The sequence below is a fragment of the Arcicella aquatica genome (assembly GCF_034928825.1).
GTDB classification, from domain to species: domain Bacteria; phylum Bacteroidota; class Bacteroidia; order Cytophagales; family Spirosomataceae; genus Arcicella; species Arcicella aquatica.
Map to the genome: position 1 here is coordinate 13507 of NZ_JAYFUL010000055.1, position 23536 is coordinate 37042.

Consider the following 23536-nt stretch of genomic DNA (forward strand, 5'->3'; position numbering starts at 1 on the left):
AAAACGTTCGTTCTAAACCTCGATTGAGCAAAAACAGCCTCTTTATTATTTCGCAAATTTCTCCAATTCAGTGTTGAACTTTTCCATTTCTTCAACAAATAAGCCGTGTCCACTATTTTCAAATCGAATGATAGTCGAATTCTTAAGACCTTTTTGCATTTCTGTAGCTAAAGCAAAGTCACAGATTTTATCTTTTACTCCGTGGAAAATAGCTACTGGTATCGTTATTTTACTCAATTCTGGACGTAAGTCAGTGTCTCTCAAAGCTATTAGACTTTGTGTTGTTGCATAAGGAGATGCTTCCAGATTGATTCCACCCAACCAATTTCCTATTCCAGCCGATACGGATGTTTCTGAAGCGGCAAATATTTTACCAAAATTCTCTAATAATTGAGGTCTGTTAGTACGGCTCAAATCAATGAGTTCATTTACTTGGTCTTTAGTAAATCCAACGGCAAAGTCGGCTCTTTTTGTCCAAACAGGTGCGGCAGCTCCAAACAAGGCAAGTTTACTCACATGAGCGGCGTTGTGTCGAGCAACATAATGTAATGATATTGCACCTCCCATTGAGAAACCTCCCAAAGTTGCATTTTTGATACCCAGTTGGTCTAAAACGACTTTAATATCATCAGCATATACATCATAATTATAAGTTCCAAATGGTTTGTCTGATTTACCAAAACCTCGTAATGTAATACCAATAACTCTAAATCCTTTCTGAACCAAATATTGGTATTGATACTCGTACATGGCATCACTTAATGGCCACCCGTGAACTAAGACGATAGGTTGACCATTTCCAAGGTCAGTTACATGTAGACGTACATTCTTTTCTACTTCTATGTACTCCGCTCGGCCTTCCGAAGCTACAACTCTTTTGTTTTGTGCCATTAGGCTGTTAGTAAAAAGAGAAACTAAAATTGCGATTGCTAAAACTGATTTTTTCATTTTGTTAATAATTAAATTGTTTATGATTATTTTGATGATGCAAAGTTCTTCCAAATAGCGAAGCCCATCAATGGACGGACTTCGCCTTGAATTGCACTTTTTGCCCTAATCATAGAAAATGGAAATATAGCAATGAAAAAAGCATGACTTTTGGGTCATGCTTATGCAATAATTGATTCCAAAAGTCAGAATTGCTTTCGAAAGGATGTAGGAGAGGTGCCCGTATTTTTAGTAAAAAATCGGACGAAATAGGCATCGTCTTCATAATTTAAACTATAAGCAATTTCTTTAACTGATAGAGAAGTATGAGCCAACAGACGTTTACTTTCTAAGATTATCCGATTCTTGATGATATCGTTGGGAGTATCTTTACTGAGTAAACCTATTTTTTTGCTTAGACTTTTTGGAGTGATAGATAGCATATCAGCGTAATCAGCCACAGTGTGATGTGTTTTGTAATGCTGCTCGACCAATTTGCTGAATTTCCTCAAAAACTGAACATCCAAATATTGTTCATTTTCAGCTAATTGATGTTGTTGCTTCCAAATTCTCGTCGATTTTAAAATAATTAGTTTTAATAAAATCCTGAGCATTTCTTCTGTACTGGCATCTTGCGATTGCATTTCAGATTTTACGTCAGTGATAATTTTCTGAATATCCTTCGATTGATTTTCATCTAATTCAATAAAAGGAACTTCAAAAACATTATTGTACAAAATACCATCGCAAGCCACTTCTTGGTCGTGGATTTCTATGCAGTAAAAATCTCTGTTAAAATGAATTAATTCGGCACCTACTAAGTCTATTTTCAATGGCTGTATTACTACTTGGGGATTCACAAATAGTAAGGCATCATGTGGCAAACTAAATTCTTGAAAGTCAACTTTAATCCCATATTTTTGAGGTATAAAGATGATTTTTATGTGGTCTTCTATGGTGTTCATTGACTTGGCAGTGTTGTCATATACAGCCAAGTCGATGCTACCAAATTGTTTATAGTTAAATTGCTTAATCATATTTCATATATATCAGCCATAAAGATATAAAAATATAAAACCATATAAGATGTTAAAAACTAAAAGCCTCTACAGCCTTTTTGACTTGCAACCACAAAAAATGTAGTTGTTCGTTGCCCTCGTTTATCAGCCTGTTATTTTCAACGACTCTATCAGTCCGTCTTTTAATTTAAAATGATACGCTAAAACAATAGGACTTCCTGGGAAATTGCCCGAAACTTCAGCTTTTAGAATTTCATCTGTTGAAGCATATTCAAGAGGTTTCATAACGGCTTGGTACTCTTCATTGGCTTTTTTAATCCATTGTTGGATTTCCGTTTTTCCATTGTGATTTTTTCCTTCGTCAAAAACTACGGCAGTTTCGGAAAAACAATTGGCGTAAGCCACACTGTCGAAATTGTTTTGTGCATTTGTTAAATCTGCGATTACATTCGGTAAATTCATCTTTTTGTTTTTTTTTTAGATTATTAAATTGTTGGAATTGTTCCGCCATCAATGACAAACTCTGTTCCCGTCAGGTAATTGGCTCTTGGCGAAACTAAAAAGCCAATTAACTCGGCAACTTCTTCAGGCTGTGCAGGCCTACCATAAGGAATTCCACCCAAAGCATCCATAACGCTCTGAGTAGCTTGTTCTGCGCTAATATTTGAACTTTCGGCAATACGTTCCATCATTGCTTTTGAAGCGGAAGTATTTATCCAGCCTGGTGAAACAGTAAGTACTCGTACCCCTTTTGGTGATACTTCGTTTGATAAACTTTTGCTGTAATTGATTAAGCCAGCTTTGGCGGCGGCATAGGGTAGGGTAGAATCATACAAAGGCAACTTGCCTTGAATAGAAGCAATATGGATGATAACACCACTTTTACGTTTTATCATTTGCGGTAAAAATGCTCGGTCTAAACGAACAGGTGCTAATAAATTGGTTTGAATGGTTTGTTCCCAATCTTCATCACTCAAAACGGTAAAGCCACCACCTTGTGTTTCAGATCCTCCCAAGTTGTTTACTAGAATGTCTAATCTGCCATATTTTGCTAAAATTTCGTCAACTACTTTTTGTGTTCCTGTTGGTTTGCTTAAATCAGCTGAAATAAAATGTAGTTTTTCGTTTGTTTCCTCGGGAGCATTCCTTGCTGTAATTATTACAATTGCACCTGCTTTTAACAGTCGTTCGGCAATAGCCTTTCCAGCACCTTTTGTTCCGCCTGTTACCAAAGCAATTTTCCCTGATAATTCATTATTGAAATTAAATTCCTGTTCCATTGGTTGTTTTTTTGAGCAAATTTCAGCCGTACATTGATATAAAGCAATTACGGAAATACGATTCACATAGGGATAAATTTTTCCCCTATTGCACAATTTGGAACTGTGGTTTAAATTTGTTTTATGTATGAAAGGAAAATTTTACCGAACCTTAATTGTGGTTTGGATTTGATTGGCGAAGTGCTTTACGGCAAATGGAAAATCCGTTTGTTGTGGTTTATCAATGAAGGGCATCAACGCCCGAGTGACCTTCAACGCAAAATACCTGATGCTTCAAGAAGGGTTTTAAATATTCAGTTGAAAGAATTAGAAGACCACGACTTGGTTACGAAAAAAATCTATCCAGTCGTTCCGCCAAAAGTAGAATATAGTCTTACCGAATTTGGCAAGACCTTGATTCCTGTACTTTCAGCCTTGGGTCAGTGGGGCGATGAAAATGAAGAACATTTACGGTCGGTTATTTTAAAACGTTTAGATTTGGGAAGTCAATAGATTTTCAAAACTGCTATTTTATCTTTTTAAATTTGAAGTGAATACATTTGTGTCTCACCCTCAGTAATTAAAATAATTATTTGTATGATAAAGAAAAACCTAATTGTTGCACTTTTCTTCTTTTTGTTATTGAATAAACTTACAGCTCAGTCCATCAAAAGTGAAGAAAGTACCTTTCCCGAGAATCGTATTTTGATAGCTCCTCAGAGTGTTTTTAACATGTTTATTGAAGCTGGAATGGAGCCATCAAACCATGTACTGACAGCATTAGAAAAAGAGAAAGTAGAGCAAGCCTTTGCTATATTACCACCATTGTATAAAAAAATACTGAAAGAGCATTTGCAGAGTATTAGTTTTATGGACAATATGCCAAATACAGCACTGACTTCGCCAGTTGAAACGGCTGATTCTACAAAACAATTTAATATTACTTTTCGGGCAGGAATTCTGAAAGAAACGATTTCTGAATGGGCAACATGGAAAGAAAGAACCATTTTCAACAATCCTAAAAATTCAGGATTCGAAATATTCATAGATGCTGGGAAATTAGATGCAATACAATATGTTTTATTGCATGAGGCTACCCATGTTGTAGATGCCATTTTAAACCTTGCACCACACCTAGACAAAAAAGACTCTTTGGTTATACCTACAGCATTTACTAAAGATATATGGAGTAAATTGAATACCCCAGTGGCAAAGTTTACTAATCCATTATTAGAAAAAACACGCTTCAGAAGTGGTAAAATTCAGCCAATTACATCTGCCCCAGAAATATATGGTACACTCAAGAAAACCCCGTTTCCATCACTTTATGGTACGGCTTCATGGCATGAGGATATTGCCGAACTAGTGTCTATTTACCATCTGACAAATAGACTAAACCAACCATTCGTAATTTATATTAAAGAAAAAGATAAGGTCATCTCAACATTTGAACCGATGAAGAATAAATTAGTGAAAAAGAGAGTAAAGCAACTCCGCTTTTTTTACAGAGAAACGAAGGCGTAATTTAAGATATATTTGTTCGTTGTTTCTCCTATCATTCGGTTTTCCCTTTGAAGGTTGCATAAATTGCCATAGCGTGTCCATGTCACAATTCAAACGCTTCTTTTAGCCAATTAATAATCTTTGAATGTTTAATTTTTCAAGTACAATTTTAAATTAGTAAAAAGAGAAACTAAAATTACGATTGCTAAAACTGTCTTTTTCATGATTGTATCTGTTATAAATGTTGTTGTTTTTTGATGATACAAAGTTGGGGCGAATTACGGTGCGCTTCAATGGACGCTTTTCGCTTTTAGTTGTACTTTTTACCCATACATAAAAAAGTGTTTTTGGTGTATTCCTAATTTGGCAAAATACAAAAAAGGCATAACCCTTAGAGCCATGCCTTTTTTGATGTTTTATGGAATTACTTTAAAATTGCTCTGATTAAGATGTTATTGTTTCCTCGAAATGGTTGGTATGACACGCCAAGCACACTTTGGCACTGAACACAAAGCATTAAATATGAACACCACCCGTGATTTCAATTCTTTGGGCATTAATCCATTTTGACTCTTCTGAGCATAAAAATACGATAACACCTCCTATATCATCGGGCAAACCAACTCTTCCTAATGCTGTATTGCCTGCAATCATATCATTTAATGCTTGGTTGTCTCTTACAGCACCACCACCAAAATCAGTGGCGATAGCACCAGGAGCGATTGAATTAACTCTGATTTTCTTAGCACCAAATTCTAATGCTTGGTAACGTGTTAATGAATCAATACCAGCTTTCATAATGGCATAAGCAGCATAATTGGGATAGCTAAAACGAGCTAGACCAGAAGAAGTATTGACAATACTTCCGCCTTCATTAATGAATGGAAGTAATTTTTGCGTAAGGAAAAAAGGAGCCTTTAGGTGTGTAGTTGCCATTTCATCGAAGCCAGCTTCTGTGGTATCTTCAATAGAAGCATAGTAGCCTGTTCCTGCATTATTGACTAATGAATCAATTTTAGTTTTCCCAAAGTCTTTTTCCAAAATATCTTTCAATTCTGAAACAAATCCGTCAAATGAAGCTACTTTCCCCAAATCTAATTGAAGGCTTGACGATTTTCTTCCTAATGCTTTGATTTCATTTACCACATTTTCAGCATCTGCTTTATTATTTTGAAAAGTAATAATAACATCGAAGCCATTCTTCGCCAATTGAAGTGCTGATTCTTTACCAAGTCCACGACTACCGCCTGTTAATAAGACGATTTTATTTGCATTATTTGTCATTGTTTTTTGTTTTTGATTACAATGCAAAGTTGCGAATAATAGGATAATAATGATTTGTAAGAATCAAAGCGATATTTGCAAGAATCAAACAACTATTCTCTAAATGTCAAAGGTGACTTTTCACTATGCTTTTTAAAGAAGTTAGAAAAATGAGCCACTTCTTCAAAACCTAAGGTATAGGCAATCTCTGAAATATTCCAATGTGTTTGTTTGAGTAATGCCTTCGCCTCTTGGTTTATTCTGCTGGCAATGATTTCCCCTGTAGTTTTTCCTGTGGTTTCTTTCAGTACTCTATTGAGATGATTTACGTGTATGCCTAAAGTAGTAGCATACTCTTTTGGTGTTTTCAATACCAAAATTTGCGTAGTGTTCTCTATGGGAAATTGACGTTCTAACAGTTCAATAAATAAAGATGTTATTCTGGCAGAAGCAGTTTTGATATTTCCAATAGGGGTGATAGGTTTTAGTTTTTGACCATAATGAATCAACTCCATCAAATAATTGCGTAATAAATCATATTTATATTCGTAATCTGAATTAATTTCTGTGTGCATTTTACCAAACAGAGTATCAACTTGTTCAAACTGTTCCTTCGTTATTTGATAAATAAACTCACTCTGATTAGAGAAAATAGGAAGAATATCTATATCTATTCCTATTTTTGATTTAGCCAAAAATTCTTTAGTGAAAACACAAAAATGTCCCGCTTGATTGTTGTCTTGAGGAGTGTAATTGTATGGTATTTTGGGCGTTGCAAATAAAATTCCGTACTCCAATACTTCGATGGTTCTATCAGCATATTCCACTTTATTCTTGCCAGAAATTAAGCTTATTTTGTAATAAGTCCTCCTGTTGTAAGGCATTTCTGGTTTATCCTTAGCTACTTTATACATTTCGGCTATATCAAAAACATTAAAATGTCCAATGTCTTTATTGATATTAACACTCAAAATATCATCTAAATCTGGATTATTACCTCCAAAAATTTCCTCATAAAATTGTTTTATTGTTATTGAGCTCATCAGTATATTTGTAAAATTCAAATATAGCTAATTGTTTCAAATAGTAGAAGATAAGATTTAATATGAAGAGTAAATCCTATGTTGATGATACTCAAAAAAAGGGGATAACCTCAAAATGCTTACTTCCCAACTCTTTGCTGCAAACTTGCAGGATAACGGTCTCCTTGTACGTTGGTCTTGGCAAAAGCCTCGTCAATGGCTTTGACATCAATTTCAGATAAATCAATTGATGCACCACCGATATTTTCTGTTAAGCGATGTGATTTTGTAGTACCAGGAATCGGAACAATCCACGGTTTTTGTGCCAATAACCAACCCAATGCAATTTGTGCAGGCGTTGCCTCTTTTTGTGCAGCTATTTCAGCTAACAATTCAACCAATTTTTGATTGGCTTTTCTGTTTTCTTCCGTAAAACGGGGAACAATATTTCTAAAATCAGTTGGGTCAAATTGGGTCTCAGCATTAATAGCACCAGTCAAAAAGCCTTTCCCTAATGGGCTAAATGGCACAAAACCAATTCCCAATTCTTCGAGGGTAGGCAAAATCGCTAATTCGGGTTCTCTCCACCAAATCGAGTACTCACTTTGCAAAGCCGTTACAGGTTGTACTGCATGTGCTTTTCGGATTGATTCAACTCCTGCTTCTGAAAGTCCAAAGTGTTTTACTTTTCCTTCATGAATAAGGTCTTTTACTGTTCCAGCCACATCTTCCATCGGAACGCTTGTATCTACACGATGCTGATAAAATAAGTCGATGACATCGGTTTTCAATCGTCTTAAAGATTCTTCGGCTACTTCTCTAATACGCTCAGGGCGACTGTCTTGTCCTTTCTTAGAATCGCCGTCACGGAATCCAAACTTTGTAGCAATTACGACGTCTTTTCTAAAAGGAACTAAGGCTTCACCCACTAACTCTTCATTATCTTTGCCATAGGCTTCAGCCGTATCGAAGAAAGTAATTCCTTGTTCATACGCTTCTCTAATTAATTTGATGGCGGCGGCTTTATCGGTAGCTGGACCATACCCAAAGCTTAGCCCCATACAACCCATCCCAAGGGCTGATACTTCTAACCCGCTATTTCCTAATGTTCTTGTTTTCATGTTGAATTTTGTATATTGTTTATTAGTTCGACCTTAGTCAAAACGTTAATGACACTACAAATTTCATTCTTAATTATTTCCAAAAAGTATATTAATTACTGATGTTATTACCATCATTACTGATTGAAGGATTAATATGAAATTTGTTGATTTACTTGGTGCTATATTTACATCAATAGATTTAAAAATTAAGGTCATGGAACAGCTTATAAAGCTTGAAAAGATTTCGCAATACAATGCTATTAAGGGTGTAGAAACGCAACATCCACTAATAAGTGTGTTTGATAATTCAAACACAAAAGCCTTGCCCAATCACAGTCGTTTTCATTTTGGTTTTTACGCTATCTTTTTGAAAGAACTACATTGTGGAGAATTGAAGTATGGACGTAATAGCTATGACTATGATGATGGAACACTTGTTTTTATAGGACCAGGGCAAGTGATAGAAGTAAATAATGAAGAAAATTATCAACCAACAGGCTGGGCATTACTTTTTCATCCTGATTTGGTAAAAGGAACGGCGCTAGGAAAACTAATGAGTCAGTATTCATTCTTTTCGTATGAATCGAGTGAGGCACTTCATTTGTCTTTGAAAGAACAGCAAATTATTAAAGATTTATTGAGTAAACTTGAATACGAAATAAGTCAAACGATTGATAAGCACAGTAAAAGAATTATTACAAACAACATTGAATTACTCTTGAACTACTGTGTTCGTTTTTATGACAGGCAATTTATTACTCGTGAAAACATTAATAATGATGCTTTGTCAAGATTTGAACATTTGTTGAATGAATATTTTCAAACGGAAGTTACACAGGAATTTGGGCTACCATCGGTGGGATATTTTGCGAGTCGCTTGAACTTATCTCCGAATTATTTTGGTGATTTAATCAAAAAAGAGACTGGTAAATCTGCTCAAGAACATATCCATTTAAAATTAATAGATGTAGCCAAAGAACGGATTTTTGATATAGAAAAATCGGTAAGTCAAATAGCTTTTGAGCTAGGATTCAAATACCCACAACATTTTAATAGAATGTTTAAAAAGAGTACAGGTTATACGCCTAATGAATACAGGATGTTGAATTAATCCTTTTTATTATTTCTTATTAGACAAAATATCCCTCGCCGGCCTACCCCCTTTAGTCCGCATCTAATTTGTTGGACTTTCATAAATCTTACAAGTCTCAATTATTATCCTAATAAGCATTAGTGAATAGCTTAATATTTGCTATCTATAAACAGTTCAAAGTATCCTTTCACTAGAATGATAGATTATTATATTACCCAGCCAAAGCCGTGAATATTACAACTCTTAATCAATATTATGTAACACTTTCAATGGTAAGAATGGTCACCTTTGTTAGCATCAAACATAATAAATTTCAACATGAAAAGCTTCCTTCTTTTAGCGAACATTCTTATTGTTCTCTCTTCGTGTAGCTCAACCCAAATAATAAGTACTTGGAGAGAACCCAATAAAGAGGTCAATCTTAATAAATTAAATAAAGTCTTAGTGGTAGCCTTGTTTCAAAACGAAACCACCCGCCGAAAAGTAGAAGATCAATTGGTAGGCTATCTTAATGGAAAAGGAGTAGCCTCTTACGATTACTTAGATAGAGGTATTAGCGAGACTAATGAGGGAGTAATCAGAGAAAAAATCAAAAAAGATGGCTTTGAGGGTGCTGTAACAATGCGTCTTTTAGATGTTGATAAGGAGAAGGCCTATACTCGTAGTAATATTGCTTTATACCCTTCTTACTATAATAATTTCAGCGGATACTATTACAGAAATTGGCCATTTTATTTTGATTCAGGTTATTATCTAACGACTAAAATTTACACTGTTGAAACAAATGTTTTTTCTATCAAAGAGGATAAGATTATCTGGACGGGCATTACTAAAACAACCGATCCAAGTGGAGTAGTAAAAATGACTGAAGAAATTGGGCAGGCTGTATTTAATAAAATGCTAAAGGAAGGGTTTATAAGTGATAAATAACTATTTTCTATTCCAGAAATGATGATAAAATGTTCAAATCAGTAGCAATTATTGTCGCTCATCCTGATGATGAAACACTTTGGGTAGGAGGGGTAATACTCAACAATCCTTTATGGCAGTGCTTTATTGCATGTCTTTGCAGAAAAAACGACGAAGAAAGGGCTGCAAAATTTTATGAAGTCTTAAATATTCTTCATGTTCAAGGCATCATGGGCAATCTTGATGATGAACCAGCACAAAAGCCATTGAATGAGGAAGTGGTAGAGCAAGTAATCTTAGATTTATTGCCCCAAAAAGATTTTGATTTAATTATTACGCATAGCCCAAGGGGCGAATACACAAAACATATTCGGCATGAAGAGACCAGTAGAGCAGTCATCAATCTTTGGCAAAAAGGTATTATAAAAACCTCAGAGCTTTGGACTTTCGCCTACGAAGACGGTAATAAAAAATATTACCCAAAAGCAATTGAAAATGCTACTCTCTACGAAACATTATCAAAAGAAATTTGGCTTAAAAAATATAGTTTAATCACTGATATTTATGGTTTCGAGCAGCATAGTTGGGAGGCACGAACAACACCTAAATCAGAATCATTTTGGCAATTTAGTCAATCAGCAGATGCTATTAAATTCCTAAATCATTAATCCTATTTCCAATTATCATTAAACACTATTTAATTTTTTATTTATGAAAGTATTAGTCCTTTACGACTACCCGCCATCACCAGGGGGCTTAGCAACCCAAGGAGACCTTTTATACAAAGGTTTACTTGAATTAGGTGTTGATGCTCATGCTGTTCATTTTGAATCAGCCCAAGAAAAAGAATGGTATTATCGTTGGTTTGAGCCTGATGTGGTAGTAGGAGTAGGGTACTGGGGACATACTCCACAATTGGTTTTGCATCCACAACGCTATGGAATACAGCCTGTCCCTTGGTTAGTTGCAGATGGTTATATTGCTAATTATCAGGAGGTGTTAAATGCACTTCCTTTAATATTAGTTACTTCACATTGGGTAAAAGAAATGTATGTGAGAGACGGAATTTGTGGTGATAAAATAGAAGTTTTACCCGTTGGTTGTAATACAGATACTTTCAAGCCTTTTGATAAAAATGACCCTAAAGTATTGGCAGTACGTGAATCATTAGGGATTTCTCCAGACCAATTAATGATTTTAACTGTTGGCGGAGATGCTGCTTCAAAAGGAGCTCAGGAAGTAATGCAAGCTTTAGCGATTATTGATAAAAAAGCACCTGATTGGAAATATGTTTGTAAAGTTTGGCCTCAGCCACGTACAGAATCGCAAAATTTTGAAGACTTAAAAATGGCAATTGATTTGGGGATTGAAAAAAACGTTACTTATGCCACAAATACTATTTCAAGGAATTTTATGCCTTATTTAATTGCCGCTTGTGATATATATGCGGCTCCATCTAGGCTTGAAGGTTTTGGAATGCCACAAGTAGAAGCAGGTGCTTGCCAAAAGCCTGTTATTGGTATCAAAGCAATGGGAATGTTGGATACTTTAATAGATGGAGAAACAGCATTTTTGGCAAATGTAGCTAAGAAAATTGTGGTAAATGAAGTGACGCTGGGAGGAGAATCAGGTTTTGAAGATAATTATAAAGTCAAATTCAGTGAACCTCGCACCGTGGATTATCGAGCCAATGTACAAGACATTGCTAAAGGGTTACTGACTTTAATGAATGATGCGGATTTAAGAGAAAGTATGGGAAAAGCAGGTAGAAAAAGAGTCGTTGAAAATTTTGATTATCGTATCGTAGCAAAAAGGTTTGTAGCATTAATGAATGATAAATTAGGGTTAAAATAAATGACATGATTAACGCCAAAAACCAAACGGACATTAATGTTGCCAAAAAAGCGGCAATTGATGTGCTCCTTCATAATATGCACGGGCCATTTTATGGACTTCCGCGAACAGCAGGCTGGGGTTATCCCGAACCTTATACCAGAGATCTAATGATTTCGATTCTTGGTATTGGGGTTTCTGGGAATAAAGCGTTGTTGAAATCTATTCAAAAAGTTTTGGAGACTTTAGCAAAAAATCAGACTGAAAAAGGACATATTCCATCTTTGGTACATGATATGGATGATAGAGGTTCGAGCGATACAACTCCTTTGTTTTTATTAGGTGTTGGTATTTACAGACAAGTAATGAATGAGCCTGATTTTTTAAAGGATTCGGTGGACAAAGCCTTACTTTGGATGGAATATCAAAGTCCTTCTGACAGGTATTTGGTAGCACAGCAACCAACTAGCGATTGGCGAGATGAACAATGGGTTATTGGTTATGGCTTGTTTGTTAATACTTTGGTTTATAGTTATTTAAAAATGTTTAATCAAGATGGAAGAGCCCGAAGAGTACGACAAGAAATGAGCCGATTTACCATTACGGAAGGTGTTATAAATCATCATATCCATGAGGGTTTGGTCGTTAAAAATAAACCATATTATGCTTTTTGGTCTTATAAAATTCATAGTAGCGAACGCTTTGATTTATTGGGAAATAGCCTTGCTATTTTATCAGGAATTGCGTCTCCGTCAAGAGCCGACGAGATGGTTACTTGGATAGAAGCAGAATGTGAAGCGATGAAAAATAAAGGAGATTTAGCGATAGATTTACCTCCTAACTTTTTCCCATTTACCAATCCAGAAGACCCCGATTGGCATGTTCGGTATTCCGAATACAACAAACCTGGCGAATACCATAACGGTGGTATTTGGCCTTTTATTTGTGGCTTTTATATCGCAGCCTTAGTCGCTGCAAAAAGATTTTTATTAGCAGAACAGAAATTAATCGTCTTGACTGAATGTATTAAAAAGACAAATTTCGATAGTGATAATGCGATTAAAAATAAGGCTAATTCCTCCGTAGAAATACCTCCAGAAAGTGCTGAATTTGGGTTTAATGAATGGATAAAAGCACAAGATGGCGAAGCGAAAGGACAAAACTGGCAAACTTGGAGTGCAGCGATGTATTTATATGCTGCTAAATGTGTGGAAGAAAAAAGTACCCCTTTTTTTGAAGCAATGCGGAAATATTAAATATTTTTTTAACTAAAACAACCAATAAAATGGGTTATCACGACAACAAAAAAATCATTGAGGCTTGCCTTAAATGTGTGGCACTTTGCAATCATTGTGCGGCTTCATGCCTACAAGAAGAAGATACAAAAATGATGGCAAAATGTATTCAATTGGATATGGAATGTGCCGCCATTTGCTATGCAACCGCCCAGCTATTGAGTTTAGGGAGCAAACATTCAAAAGCCATCACCAAGTTGTGTGCCGACTTCTGCGATGAATGTGCTAAGGAATGTAAAAAACACGAAAATAAACACTGCAAAGAATGTGCTGATGCCTGTAAAGATTGTATGGAGGCTTGTTTGAGTATGTAAAGTGCTTGAGAATATGTTTTACGTATTTTTTAGTAAAGCATATTCTTTCAAAAGCAATCAGTTAATTCACCTAATAATTATCTAACAATGAAGCTGTTTAAACTTTCCCTTACGGGTTAAACTAAGTCTTTTAGCATAGCTTGTTCCAAAATTTACTCAACGTAGCGATGCTATGCTTCCCAAATTTTGAAAAAATCAATCCAAAAATACAATACTTTCACCTCAGAAACGGAAAGTTTAAACAGCTTCAATAAAATATCCATGAAAAAGTATTTCAGTTGTCGATTTATTAGCTCATTTACTGAAACGCCAAGATTTGTATGATTTACAAGATAAAGATTAGAATAAGGGTAAACGTATATAGATTAGCGATAGGGTTTTATATATAAAAAGGGTCAACTAAAATTTTATAAAAACCAAAAATATGCTGGCATTCAATTTTAGACTTCATAAATTATATACGCACTCTCAACAAACAGAGTTAAAATCTGTACAGCAAGTACAAAAAACTAATATTCTAGCTTATCTACTTTATGCAATTTCAGGAGTCATAACTGCGATTTGGGCAATTGAATTTTTTACGTTGCATTGCGGTCAAGGTATTCATTTACTATTGATTATCGTAGCTAATTTGATATTACTGAGTATTACACAGTGTCAGGAAAAAGCTAAATCGAAGATTCCTTTAAAAAAATACTACTTTAAAAAATCTCCTAAAATTTAGAAGTAGCATAGGAGAAACTGTGAATGTTATAACTCTTTACAAAAATTCTGTAATACTTTATCCTCAATACTTCCTCATCTTTGTTTAGTTGCGAAAACATATTCGCTAGCTAAGTAAATACGATGGAAATCATAAAGCCAACACAATATTTAGGCATTTGGATGGATTATTCAGTAGCTCATTTGATGGAATATACAAGAGATTCGATGGAAACAGAAATGATGGAATCTAACATTAGCCACGAGAATCGAGACGAGACTTTAAATAGAAGCGAAAGCTTGTTGTACAATAATGAGCAACAGAAACAAAGGCATTTTTATGATGAATTAAGAGACATTATTAAAAAGTATGATGAAGTAATTCTTTTTGGCCCGACAGACGCTAAGGTTGAATTATTGAACATTTTAGAAAAAGATAGTCACTTCGATAAGATTAATATTAGTATTGAAGAGTCAGATAAAATGTCTGAAAATCAGCAACATGCCTTTGTTAAATCCTTTTTTCTTAAAATATATTCATATGAAAAAGCTTCATAAACATACCCAAAAACCTATTTCAGAAAAGAGCGAAATAGATTTTTCATATCCTGCCAGCGAGGATATTTATCAAAATTATAAGGAGGAAGAAGATATTGATCCTGAAAATATTTCGAGTACAAAAGTACTCAATGAAAATGATGAAGAATGGAACGAAAAGAGCTTTGAAGATGATGAGTCTGGTGATGATTTAGATGTACCAGGGTCAGAATTGGATGACGAACAAGAGCGTGTTGGTAGCGAAGATGAAGAAAATAACTACTATAGTGTTGGCGGGGACAATCATATTGATTTAGAGGAAGAAAGAGAATAATATATAAGGAAATTATGAAAATAGCCGTTTTTAGTACTCAATCGTATGAACAAGCCTATCTGGATAGGCTTAATATTGACTTTAAGCATGACTTGACCTATTTTGAAGCATCCTTAAATACCAATACTACCAATTTAGCTGAAGGTTTTGAAGGGGTATGTGTATTTGTGAGCGATAAATTGAATGAAAAAGTAATTGAAAAATTAGCGAAGCTTGGTGTAAAATTGATTGATTTGCGAAGTGCGGGTTTTAATCATGTAGATATTCAGGCTGCTAAAAAGTATAATATAAAGGTATTGCGAGTGCCAGCCTATTCTCCTCAAGCCGTAGCGGAACATGCTATTGCCTTGATTTTGACCTTGAACAGGAAAACACATAAAGTTTATAATAGAGTACGTGAGGGAGATTTTTCATTAGATAATCTGCTAGGATTTAATCTATATCAGAAAACTGTCGGGGTAATTGGAACGGGTAAAATAGGTGCTGTCTTTTGTAAAATCATGTTAGGCTTTGGTTGCAAAATTATTGCATACGACCTTGTCGAATCGGAAAATTTAAAAGCGATAGGGGTCGAATACCAATCTTTTGATGAGGTTTTACAAAAGGCTGATATTATCTCGTTGCATTGTCCACTTACAGAAAAATCTCACCATCTTTTAAACACAGCGGCATTCGATAAAATGAAAGAAGGAGTAATGCTGATTAATACAAGTAGGGGAGGTTTAATTAAAACAGAAGATGTTATTATTGCCCTGAAAAGTAAGAAGCTGGGATATTTAGGCATAGATGTTTATGAACAAGAAGACGGCTTGTTTTTTAAAGACTTTTCCGAAACAATTATTCAAGACGATATTATTGAACGATTAATGGCTTTTCATAATGTACTTATTACACCACATCAGGGTTTCTTTACGAAAGAAGCTGTAGAGCAAATCATGAAAATTACCCTAAAAAACTTCACCGATTTTGAACAAGGATTGGTACTAGAGAATGAAGTAGTTATTTCGTAACTAAATTGATTGAGATACATGTAAATCAAGAATAACCTAAATAATATTATGTCTATTAAAACGATAAATCCAGCGACAAATAAGGTCATAAAATCATTTGAAGAAATGACCGATTCGACCGTTGATAGTGCCGTTGGAAAAGCTGTAAAAGCTTTTGACGATTGGAAACATACTAGTTATGAGGTGCGAGCTAAATTACTGCATAAAGTAGCGAGCCTGATGCGGGCAAAAAAGGAGTCGCTTGCCCAAATGATTACGCTAGAAATGGGAAAACTCATTGCTCAAGCAGAGGGTGAGATTATGTTAAGTGCCGATATTTTCGATTATTATGCAACCCATGGAGCGACATTTCTAGCCGATAAAGTTCTTACTCCTGAACACGGTACAGCACTTATTCGATACAGTCCTATAGGAGTATTGTTTGGTGTAGAGCCTTGGAACTTCCCCTTTTATCAAGTTGCCCGATTTGCAGCTCCTAATATCATGATTGGCAATACTATATTAGTGAAACATGCCTCATTAGTACCCCAGTGTGGCATTGCCATAGAAGAACTATTCCTTGAGGCGGGTTCACCTAAAGGGCTTTATACTAATCTTTTAATATCGGGAAAACGAGCCTCTGCATTGGTTTCAGACAAAAGAATCAAAGGGGTATCGCTTACAGGTAGTGAAGCCGCAGGAGCAAGCCTAGCCTCTGAAGCAGGGAAATATCTAAAAAAATCTGTTTTAGAATTAGGAGGTAGCGATGCCTTCATTATCCTTGAGGATGCTGATATCGATAAAACTGTTGATTGGGCCGTTGTAGGAAGAATCAATAACAATGGAGAATGTTGTATTGCCTCTAAAAGGTTTATAGCGGTAGAAGCTATTGCAGATGAATTTTTGAAAAAATTTACTGATAAAATGGCTCTGTTAAAAGTTGGTGATCCTATGCACAAAGATACGGACCTTGGCCCTTTAAGTAGTGAAGCAGCGGCCGTGCAAATTGTTGAACAAATTGATAGGGCCGTAAAAGGAGGTGCAAAAATAATTTTAGGCGGTAAGCGAGTTGATAGTGAAGGAGCTTTTGTACAACCAACTATTTTGACAAATATAGAAAGCGATAATCCTGTTTATTATGAAGAATTATTTGGACCTGTAGCTACTTTTTACCGTGTAAAAGATGAACAAGCAGCCATTGAATTAGCTAATGACTCTCCATTTGGTTTAGGAGGATCTATTTTTACACAGGATATTCCAAGGGGAGAACGAATAGCTAATCAGATTGATACTGGAATGGTATTTATCAATCACCCAACTTGGACTCAGGCTGATTTACCTTTTGGCGGAACTAAAGGCTCGGGCTATGGTCGTGAACTTTCTGAACTTGGAATAGATGAATTTGTGAACAAAAAGCTGATTAGGGTAAGTAATCTTGATGACCCTTTTTGATTATTCATAAAGAAAATTGCTAATGTTTACCTTTAAATCTATTACTATGAAAACGCATGAACTATCCTTTTGCTTCTCAGATAAAAATCAGATGGAACTAACTGATTTTGAAGAGGCTATTCATCACTCTATGCGACAATATTCACTAGAACACTTAACTGTTACAGAAGAGACTTCCCAAGAGCATATTTTGGAGGCTGTCCAAAAATCTTTAACAGTTTGTCGTTTGGCAGGTATCAATAGTGAACAACACTTCAAAAAAATCTATGTGTACAATACAGATATTAGTACTTTAGATATTGACTGGAGAATGACTAAAAAAGGACTTAATTTAATGATTATTCTAACGTCTTCGATGAACGAAAAAATGGCTCATTGGCTATGGGAATTGGCTAATTTGTAGAGAACATCAATGAAACAACTCATCATTTTTGACCTAGATGGAACACTTGCCGAAAGTAAATCGCCTATTGATAGCGATATCGCTCAATTACTCAATATACTTTTGATTAATTTTAAGGTGGGTATTATCTCAGGCGGAAGTTGGCAACAGTTTGAAAAACAAGTGCTTCCCAAGTTATCTAAAGGCGAATCTCTGAAGAATCTGTTGTTGCTCCCTACTTGTGGGACTAAATTCTATCAATATAAATCCAACTGGGAATTATGCTATTCAGAAGATTTTTCCTTATCAGAGAAAACCTCTATCATTCATGCGATCAATGAAACTTTAGTAGCAATAGGGTTTAAAACAGAAAAGGTTTGGGGACCAATAATCGAAGATAGAGGTAGTCAAATTACATTTTCAGCATTGGGGCAACAAGCTCCGCTTCAAGAAAAAATAAAATGGGATAAAGATGGCTCTAAGCGTAGGAAAATAAAAGCTCATTTAGAAACACTAATTCCAGCATTTGCAGTGTGCTTGGGTGGTACAACATCTATTGATGTAACTCAAGTAGGTATTAATAAAGCGTATGGAATTAGAAAACTTCAAGAAATAGTCAATGTTCCTATTGAAGACATGATTTTCGTCGGGGATTCCTTATTCGAGGGTGGAAATGATTTTCCTGCTAAAAGTACAGGTATTGCTTGTATTGAGGTTGAAAATATCAATGAAACCAAGCTTGCTATAAAAACGATTATTGCTTGTTTATCTTAAAATATTGTTTAAAATGATGTTTTGATATAACCCTATACTATACGTTTATCAAAAAGATAGTGTATCATTAATGATTTGATAATCAGTGAAAAGCGTAACTATTTTACAAAATATTGTAACACTTATCAAAATCAAATACCTCACCTTTATGTCGTGAAAATACTTTCACACTAAAAATGAATACCATGAAAACTAACGAGGAATTACAGAAGGATGTACAAAATGCTATCAAATGGGAACCCTTATTACATGCGGCGGAAATCGGTGTTACGGTAAAGGATGGAGTCGTTACTTTATCGGGAAACGTGGATAGTTACTCAAAAAAGTTTGAGGCAGAAAAAGCTGCTAAGAATATCATAGGTGTAAAGGTTGTAGTAGAAACAATTGAAGTGAAATTTAAATCAAATACATCAAAAAAAGATGATAACGAAATTGCAGACGAAATTTTAAGTGCTTTTAAATGGAATTTGGAAATTCCTGATAGTAAGATTAAAGTAAAAGTAGAAAAAGGGTGGGTTACATTAGAAGGTGAAGTCCATTGGAATTATCAAAGAAATGCTGCAAAAAATGCCGTTGATAAACTCATGGGCGTTACGGGTGTTTCAAATGATATTGTGATAAAATCTGAAACGCATAATGAGATTAAAAAAAGTGACATCGAAAATGCCTTAAAACGTAATTGGGCAATCGACGACGAGCATATTAATGTCATCGTTGATGGTCATAAAGTTACCTTAACTGGAAGTGTAGATTCTTGGTATCAAAAAGATGAAGCAGCACGAATTGCTTGGAATGCACCAGGTGTTTGGACGGTTGATAACGAATTGGAAGTTGAATATCAATATGCTTTAATGGATTAAGAATTTTAAAGAAAAAAAGGGGGGGGGAGATTTCCTCCTTTTTTCAAAAAACAATATGAATAATTCTGAAATACATACTTACGAAGTTAATCTTCGATGGAATGCTGAACGAAAAGGAATTTTAACTTCTCCTGTTTTACCTAATCAAATCGAGGTAGCAACACCTCCAGAATTTCCGAAAGGAATGAAAAATATTTGGACTCCTGAACACTTATTTGTGGCTGCAATCAACAGTTGTTTGATGGCTACATTTTTGGACATTGCCGAAAACTCAAAATTTGATTTTATTAGTTTTGAAAGTAATGCCGTTGGTACAGTTGAGAAATTGGAGGGGAAATTGGCTGTAACAGAAATATTACTAAAACCAACCATAGTAGTACCAACATTAAAACACGAAGAGCAATTAAGAAAAATACTTGATATGAGCGAAAAAGCTTGTGCTATTTCCAACTCTATTAAAACAAAAGTCATTTTAGAACCCATCATAAAAGTATAATTGTGCTCAAAGCCGTAGGCATTTGGCGAAATGTTTGATTTTGAATATTTACTAATATGACAAAGAAAAATATCATCATTAGTGGGCTTATTGTTGTGGTAGTTTCCGCTTTAGGGTATTACTATTATCAACTCCAAAACAAAGATAAAGTATATTATTGGCGAAGTGTAAGTATTGAAAGAGGGGATATAAATGTATTGATAACGGCTACTGGAACCATGGCGGCAGATACATCTGTTGATGTGGGTGTACAGGTTTCAGGAACAATTGCTAACATCAAGGCTGATTTTAATACCATTGTCAAAAAGAACCAAATCCTAGCGGTTTTGGATACTACACTCTATTATGCCACAAAACTAGATGCCTTAGCCGCATTACAAAGAACACAAGTAGCCTTTGAACAAGCCAAAAGAGAGTTCGACCGAGCATCACTACTATTTAATAGTCAAGTAATAGCACAAGTAGATTACGATTTGTCTTTAACAGCTTATCAAACTGCCAAAAGCAATGTAGTTTCTGCTAAATCTTTGCTGAACAAAGCAGCTATTAATCTGCGATATTGTACGATAAAAGCTCCTATAAGTGGGATGATAATATCTAGAAATGTTCAAATAGGGAATATGGTTATTGCCAGTTTTACCAGTCCTGTACTTTTTACCATAGCAAATAATCTTAAAAAGATGCAAGTACAAGCCAATGTTGATGAAGCCGACATTGGTCAATTGAAAGTAGGACAAAAAGCCATTTTTACGGTCGATGCCTATCCCAATGATGTCTTTTCGGGTGAAGTTACTCAGATTAGACATTCGCCCGTTGTGGTGTCGAGCGTAGTTAATTATGTAGTGATTATAGAAGTGCCCAATCCTGCATTAAAATTAATCCCCGGACTGACGGTCAATGCCAATATTTCTATTCAAGAACAAAAAAATGTGCTTAAAGTAGCAACAAGTGCTTTTGCTTTTACGCCAACAGCTGAATATATCCAGAATGCGGTTTCTCTTTCAGAGAATACCAAAAGAATCTGGTTACAAAAACTATTAAACAATAGCGAATTGAAGAAACAAGAAATTGTAGAAACTAATGGTACAAAGGGTTATTTGTGGGTAATAAATGATAAAGATGTAATTCCCGTGCAAGTAACCAAAGGGTTAAACGATGGAGCTTTTACTGAAATCAGTGGAAGTATTAAAGAAGGTTATTTGGTCGCTACGGGTATCAATCAATCTGCTCCCACAGAAACCAAAGCTTCAAATCCGTTTATGCCAAAAATGCCAAGTAGAAAAAAAGCAAAATGAAAGTCTCAGAAAACTTAATTTCCGTACAAAATCTAGTGAAAACATATATTACAGGTAATACAGAGGTTCGTGCCTTGAATGATGTTTCACTGACGATTGACAAAGGAGAGTTCTTGGCAATAATGGGAGCTAGTGGCTCCGGGAAATCTACTTTTATGAATATTCTCGGATGTTTAGATAACCCCACCAGTGGAACTTATTTGATGGAGGGAATTGATGTTTTGGGTAGAAATAGAGATGAGTTAGCAGAATTACGGAATCAAAAATTAGGGTTTGTTTTTCAGTCATTCAATATTTTACCCAGAACTTCTGCTCTCGAAAATGTAGAATTGCCACTATTATATAATAGCAAAATTGCCATCAAAGATTATGGAGATAGAGCAATGAATGCACTAAAATCGGTTGGACTGGGCGACCGTGTAAATGCTATGCCAAACGAGCTTTCGGGTGGACAACAACAGCGAGTAGCCATCGCACGAGCGTTAGTAAACGACCCTGTAATTATCATGGCGGATGAACCTACGGGAAACCTTGATTCCAGAACCAGTTATGAAATTATGCAAATATTTCAAGCCTTGAACGACAAAGGAATTACCGTGGTAATGGTAACGCATGAACCAGATATTGCCCAATTTGCGAAGACAAATGTTATTTTTAAAGACGGAAAAATCATTTTTAATGATACCGTAGAAACCAGAAAAATAGCAACAGAAGAATTGAAAAAAATAGCGTTACTCACCGATGAAAAATCAACAACATGAGAATTCTCAATTTATTTAAAGTAGCTTTTCGTTCTTTATTGAGAAATAAATTACGTAGTTTTTTAACGATGTTGGGAATTATTATTGGTGTCGCTTCTGTGATTGCGATGTTAGCCATCGGCGAAGGTTCGAACCAGAATATCAAAGCGTCTGTAGCTAGTTTGGGTACAAATTCCATTATGGTTTATCCGGGGAATAATGCCATGGGAGGCGTAAGCCAAGGAGCGGCTTCTAATAAAACCATTCGAGTTGAAGACGTAGATGCCATCAGAGCTAATTGTGACCTAGTAAATTTTATTTCTCCTGTTGACCAAAAAAGGGCTCAAGTAATTTATGGTTCTCAAAACTGGAATACATCCATTTTAGGCGTTAATAATGACTATCTGGCTATTCGTTCACTTACGATGGCTAAAGGAAGCACTTTCACTACCGCCGACGAGCGTGCTGTTGCCAAAGTTTGTTTAGTAGGGGTCACCGTTGTATTGAATTTATTTGGGGACGAAAATTTTGACCCTATCGGTGAAATCATCCGTATCAATAGTATTCCTGTGAAAATTATTGGTGTACTCTCAAAAATGGGGCAAAATACCTTCGGGCAAGACCAAGACGATATAATTCTAGCTCCCTTTGCTACGGTTCAAAAAAGAATGATGTCATCGTCGATGTATGTGAATAGTATTTTAGCTTCTGGAAAATCAGAAGGACAAGTGGTAGATGCAGTAGATGAAATTACCAATTTATTAAGAGACAAACATAAAATAGCTCCTTCAGACGATAACGATTTTACGGTTCGTACTCAATCGGAAATTAGCAATATTTTTGGTACAATCTCTAAAGTAATGACCATCCTGCTGGCAAGTATTGCCAGTATTTCGCTGTTGGTCGGAGGTATCGGCATAATGAATATCATGTTAGTTTCCGTTACTGAACGTACCCGAGAAATCGGTATCAGAATGGCTATCGGAGCAAAAGGGAAAGACATTTTGACACAGTTTATGATTGAATCTATCGTAATCAGTTTTATGGGCGGGCTAATCGGCATTGCACTGGGAATCTTAGTTGCTGAATTAGTAGCAACATTTGGAGGTTGGCCTGTGGTAATTACCGTTTTCTCAGTAGTATTATCTTTCTTATTTTCTACTATTATAGGCCTTTTCTTTGGCTGGTATCCTGCCCAAAAAGCTGCTTCACTTAATCCAATTGACGCTTTGAGGTATGAATAAAACAACCTCTAAAAAGCTCACATATCAATTTGCTTCCTATAAATCAATTCTTTAAGACAACTTATTTATAAGTACTCTACCCGATGAAAATTTACAATTAATAAAAAAAGGCTGAATTTTGTAGTTCCTAAGCAACAAAAAACAGCCTTTTAATGAAAAGTTTCATCAGTAGCGAAATTAAAAAATTACTT

General features: G+C 35.3%; 27 protein-coding genes. 20 read left to right on the forward strand and 7 right to left on the reverse strand.

Features of this window, described 5'->3' with window-relative positions:
* Positions 1-45: 45 nt before the first annotated feature.
* From VB264_RS21775 to VB264_RS21790, 4 genes are all read right to left on the reverse strand, one after another.
* Positions 46-948 (reverse strand): alpha/beta fold hydrolase, encoded by a 903-nt coding sequence (locus VB264_RS21775; protein ID WP_323252962.1) that lies wholly within the window; start codon positions 946-948, stop codon positions 46-48.
* A 185-nt stretch (positions 949-1133) separates the two neighbouring features.
* On the reverse strand, positions 1134-1964 hold the full coding sequence (locus tag VB264_RS21780; RefSeq protein WP_323252964.1) for a helix-turn-helix domain-containing protein: 831 nt from the start codon (positions 1962-1964) through the stop codon (positions 1134-1136).
* Positions 1965-2090: 126 nt separating this feature from the next.
* Positions 2091-2408, reverse strand: a complete 318-nt coding sequence (locus tag VB264_RS21785; RefSeq protein WP_323252966.1) for a nuclear transport factor 2 family protein — start codon at positions 2406-2408, stop codon at positions 2091-2093.
* Between the two features lie 23 nt (positions 2409-2431).
* Positions 2432-3226 carry an SDR family oxidoreductase gene (locus tag VB264_RS21790; RefSeq protein ID WP_323252967.1) on the reverse strand — a complete coding sequence of 265 codons (795 nt, stop codon included), beginning with the start codon at positions 3224-3226 and terminating at the stop codon, positions 2432-2434.
* Between the two features lie 123 nt (positions 3227-3349).
* Here VB264_RS21790 and VB264_RS21795 point away from each other — a divergent pair, with 123 nt between their 5' ends.
* The gene (locus tag VB264_RS21795) at positions 3350-3718 is read left to right on the forward strand and encodes a winged helix-turn-helix transcriptional regulator (RefSeq protein ID WP_323252969.1); all 369 of its coding nucleotides are present in this window, start codon (positions 3350-3352) and stop codon (positions 3716-3718) included.
* A gap of 84 nt (positions 3719-3802) precedes the next feature.
* Positions 3803-4729: a hypothetical protein gene (locus tag VB264_RS21800; protein ID WP_323252971.1), complete on the forward strand. Its 927-nt coding sequence runs from the start codon at positions 3803-3805 to the stop codon at positions 4727-4729.
* Between the two features lie 495 nt (positions 4730-5224).
* Here the strand turns inward: VB264_RS21800 and VB264_RS21805 are convergent, their stop codons facing one another.
* The 3 genes from VB264_RS21805 to VB264_RS21815 form a co-directional block, all read right to left on the reverse strand.
* The gene (locus tag VB264_RS21805; RefSeq protein WP_323252973.1) at positions 5225-5992 is read right to left on the reverse strand and encodes an SDR family NAD(P)-dependent oxidoreductase; all 768 of its coding nucleotides are present in this window, start codon (positions 5990-5992) and stop codon (positions 5225-5227) included.
* 92 nt (positions 5993-6084) lie between these two features.
* Entirely contained in the window at positions 6085-7014 is a 930-nt protein-coding gene (locus VB264_RS21810; RefSeq protein ID WP_323252974.1) for a helix-turn-helix domain-containing protein, read from the reverse strand.
* A 119-nt stretch (positions 7015-7133) separates the two neighbouring features.
* Entirely contained in the window at positions 7134-8114 is a 981-nt protein-coding gene (locus tag VB264_RS21815; RefSeq protein WP_323252976.1) for an aldo/keto reductase, read from the reverse strand.
* A gap of 196 nt (positions 8115-8310) precedes the next feature.
* On the opposite strand from VB264_RS21815, the gene VB264_RS21820 reads away from it, so the two are divergent.
* From VB264_RS21820 to VB264_RS21905, 18 genes are all read left to right on the forward strand, one after another.
* Positions 8311-9207 carry a helix-turn-helix domain-containing protein gene (locus VB264_RS21820; protein ID WP_323252978.1) on the forward strand — a complete coding sequence of 299 codons (897 nt, stop codon included), beginning with the start codon at positions 8311-8313 and terminating at the stop codon, positions 9205-9207.
* Positions 9208-9507: 300 nt separating this feature from the next.
* Entirely contained in the window at positions 9508-10119 is a 612-nt protein-coding gene (locus VB264_RS21825; protein ID WP_323252980.1) for a hypothetical protein, read from the forward strand.
* Between the two features lie 29 nt (positions 10120-10148).
* Positions 10149-10766 (forward strand): PIG-L family deacetylase, encoded by a 618-nt coding sequence (locus VB264_RS21830; protein WP_323252982.1) that lies wholly within the window; start codon positions 10149-10151, stop codon positions 10764-10766.
* 43 nt (positions 10767-10809) lie between these two features.
* Entirely contained in the window at positions 10810-11952 is a 1143-nt protein-coding gene (locus tag VB264_RS21835; protein WP_323252984.1) for a glycosyltransferase family 4 protein, read from the forward strand.
* Positions 11953-11957: 5 nt separating this feature from the next.
* A complete protein-coding gene (locus VB264_RS21840) occupies positions 11958-13187 on the forward strand; it encodes a glycoside hydrolase 100 family protein (RefSeq protein WP_323252986.1) in 1230 nt (409 codons plus the stop codon).
* Positions 13188-13216: 29 nt separating this feature from the next.
* Positions 13217-13540 carry a four-helix bundle copper-binding protein gene (locus VB264_RS21845; protein WP_323252988.1) on the forward strand — a complete coding sequence of 108 codons (324 nt, stop codon included), beginning with the start codon at positions 13217-13219 and terminating at the stop codon, positions 13538-13540.
* A 424-nt stretch (positions 13541-13964) separates the two neighbouring features.
* A complete protein-coding gene (locus VB264_RS21850) occupies positions 13965-14264 on the forward strand; it encodes a hypothetical protein (protein ID WP_323252990.1) in 300 nt (99 codons plus the stop codon).
* A gap of 122 nt (positions 14265-14386) precedes the next feature.
* Positions 14387-14800 (forward strand): hypothetical protein, encoded by a 414-nt coding sequence (locus VB264_RS21855; RefSeq protein WP_323252992.1) that lies wholly within the window; start codon positions 14387-14389, stop codon positions 14798-14800.
* Positions 14784-15113: a hypothetical protein gene (locus tag VB264_RS21860; protein WP_323252994.1), complete on the forward strand. Its 330-nt coding sequence runs from the start codon at positions 14784-14786 to the stop codon at positions 15111-15113. The genes VB264_RS21855 and VB264_RS21860 overlap by 17 nt, the downstream gene beginning before the upstream one ends.
* A gap of 14 nt (positions 15114-15127) precedes the next feature.
* Positions 15128-16123 (forward strand): 2-hydroxyacid dehydrogenase, encoded by a 996-nt coding sequence (locus tag VB264_RS21865; protein ID WP_323252995.1) that lies wholly within the window; start codon positions 15128-15130, stop codon positions 16121-16123.
* A gap of 48 nt (positions 16124-16171) precedes the next feature.
* Positions 16172-17554, forward strand: a complete 1383-nt coding sequence (locus VB264_RS21870; RefSeq protein WP_323252997.1) for an NAD-dependent succinate-semialdehyde dehydrogenase — start codon at positions 16172-16174, stop codon at positions 17552-17554.
* A gap of 46 nt (positions 17555-17600) precedes the next feature.
* Entirely contained in the window at positions 17601-17957 is a 357-nt protein-coding gene (locus tag VB264_RS21875) for a glutathione S-transferase family protein (RefSeq protein ID WP_323253000.1), read from the forward strand.
* A gap of 9 nt (positions 17958-17966) precedes the next feature.
* Positions 17967-18710 (forward strand): HAD-IIB family hydrolase, encoded by a 744-nt coding sequence (locus VB264_RS21880; RefSeq protein WP_323253002.1) that lies wholly within the window; start codon positions 17967-17969, stop codon positions 18708-18710.
* A gap of 185 nt (positions 18711-18895) precedes the next feature.
* On the forward strand, positions 18896-19570 hold the full coding sequence (locus tag VB264_RS21885; protein ID WP_323253004.1) for a BON domain-containing protein: 675 nt from the start codon (positions 18896-18898) through the stop codon (positions 19568-19570).
* A gap of 55 nt (positions 19571-19625) precedes the next feature.
* On the forward strand, positions 19626-20066 hold the full coding sequence (locus VB264_RS21890) for an OsmC family protein (protein WP_323253006.1): 441 nt from the start codon (positions 19626-19628) through the stop codon (positions 20064-20066).
* Between the two features lie 56 nt (positions 20067-20122).
* Positions 20123-21361 (forward strand): efflux RND transporter periplasmic adaptor subunit, encoded by a 1239-nt coding sequence (locus tag VB264_RS21895; RefSeq protein WP_323253008.1) that lies wholly within the window; start codon positions 20123-20125, stop codon positions 21359-21361.
* A gap of 35 nt (positions 21362-21396) precedes the next feature.
* On the forward strand, positions 21397-22122 hold the full coding sequence (locus VB264_RS21900) for an ABC transporter ATP-binding protein (RefSeq protein ID WP_323253010.1): 726 nt from the start codon (positions 21397-21399) through the stop codon (positions 22120-22122).
* A complete protein-coding gene (locus VB264_RS21905) occupies positions 22119-23345 on the forward strand; it encodes an ABC transporter permease (protein WP_323253012.1) in 1227 nt (408 codons plus the stop codon). The genes VB264_RS21900 and VB264_RS21905 overlap by 4 nt, the downstream gene beginning before the upstream one ends.
* Positions 23346-23536: the final 191 nt, after the last annotated feature.

Excerpts from the sequence above, each read along its gene's own strand:
- VB264_RS21775 (WP_323252962.1), bottom strand. The coding sequence starts at position 948 with ATGAAAAAATCAGTTTTAGCAATCGCAATTTTAGTTTCTCTTTTTACT.
- VB264_RS21780 (WP_323252964.1), bottom strand. The coding sequence starts at position 1,964 with ATGATTAAGCAATTTAACTATAAACAATTTGGTAGCATCGACTTGGCT.
- VB264_RS21785 (WP_323252966.1), bottom strand. The coding sequence starts at position 2,408 with ATGAATTTACCGAATGTAATCGCAGATTTAACAAATGCACAAAACAAT.
- VB264_RS21790 (WP_323252967.1), bottom strand. The coding sequence starts at position 3,226 with ATGGAACAGGAATTTAATTTCAATAATGAATTATCAGGGAAAATTGCT.
- VB264_RS21795 (WP_323252969.1), top strand. The coding sequence starts at position 3,350 with ATGTATGAAAGGAAAATTTTACCGAACCTTAATTGTGGTTTGGATTTG.
- VB264_RS21800 (WP_323252971.1), top strand. The coding sequence starts at position 3,803 with ATGATAAAGAAAAACCTAATTGTTGCACTTTTCTTCTTTTTGTTATTG.
- VB264_RS21805 (WP_323252973.1), bottom strand. The coding sequence starts at position 5,992 with ATGACAAATAATGCAAATAAAATCGTCTTATTAACAGGCGGTAGTCGT.
- VB264_RS21810 (WP_323252974.1), bottom strand. The coding sequence starts at position 7,014 with ATGAGCTCAATAACAATAAAACAATTTTATGAGGAAATTTTTGGAGGT.
- VB264_RS21815 (WP_323252976.1), bottom strand. The coding sequence starts at position 8,114 with ATGAAAACAAGAACATTAGGAAATAGCGGGTTAGAAGTATCAGCCCTT.
- VB264_RS21820 (WP_323252978.1), top strand. The coding sequence starts at position 8,311 with ATGGAACAGCTTATAAAGCTTGAAAAGATTTCGCAATACAATGCTATT.
- VB264_RS21825 (WP_323252980.1), top strand. The coding sequence starts at position 9,508 with ATGAAAAGCTTCCTTCTTTTAGCGAACATTCTTATTGTTCTCTCTTCG.
- VB264_RS21830 (WP_323252982.1), top strand. The coding sequence starts at position 10,149 with ATGTTCAAATCAGTAGCAATTATTGTCGCTCATCCTGATGATGAAACA.
- VB264_RS21835 (WP_323252984.1), top strand. The coding sequence starts at position 10,810 with ATGAAAGTATTAGTCCTTTACGACTACCCGCCATCACCAGGGGGCTTA.
- VB264_RS21840 (WP_323252986.1), top strand. The coding sequence starts at position 11,958 with ATGATTAACGCCAAAAACCAAACGGACATTAATGTTGCCAAAAAAGCG.
- VB264_RS21845 (WP_323252988.1), top strand. The coding sequence starts at position 13,217 with ATGGGTTATCACGACAACAAAAAAATCATTGAGGCTTGCCTTAAATGT.
- VB264_RS21850 (WP_323252990.1), top strand. The coding sequence starts at position 13,965 with ATGCTGGCATTCAATTTTAGACTTCATAAATTATATACGCACTCTCAA.
- VB264_RS21855 (WP_323252992.1), top strand. The coding sequence starts at position 14,387 with ATGGAAATCATAAAGCCAACACAATATTTAGGCATTTGGATGGATTAT.
- VB264_RS21860 (WP_323252994.1), top strand. The coding sequence starts at position 14,784 with ATGAAAAAGCTTCATAAACATACCCAAAAACCTATTTCAGAAAAGAGC.
- VB264_RS21865 (WP_323252995.1), top strand. The coding sequence starts at position 15,128 with ATGAAAATAGCCGTTTTTAGTACTCAATCGTATGAACAAGCCTATCTG.
- VB264_RS21870 (WP_323252997.1), top strand. The coding sequence starts at position 16,172 with ATGTCTATTAAAACGATAAATCCAGCGACAAATAAGGTCATAAAATCA.
- VB264_RS21875 (WP_323253000.1), top strand. The coding sequence starts at position 17,601 with ATGAAAACGCATGAACTATCCTTTTGCTTCTCAGATAAAAATCAGATG.
- VB264_RS21880 (WP_323253002.1), top strand. The coding sequence starts at position 17,967 with ATGAAACAACTCATCATTTTTGACCTAGATGGAACACTTGCCGAAAGT.
- VB264_RS21885 (WP_323253004.1), top strand. The coding sequence starts at position 18,896 with ATGAAAACTAACGAGGAATTACAGAAGGATGTACAAAATGCTATCAAA.
- VB264_RS21890 (WP_323253006.1), top strand. The coding sequence starts at position 19,626 with ATGAATAATTCTGAAATACATACTTACGAAGTTAATCTTCGATGGAAT.
- VB264_RS21895 (WP_323253008.1), top strand. The coding sequence starts at position 20,123 with ATGACAAAGAAAAATATCATCATTAGTGGGCTTATTGTTGTGGTAGTT.
- VB264_RS21905 (WP_323253012.1), top strand. The coding sequence starts at position 22,119 with ATGAGAATTCTCAATTTATTTAAAGTAGCTTTTCGTTCTTTATTGAGA.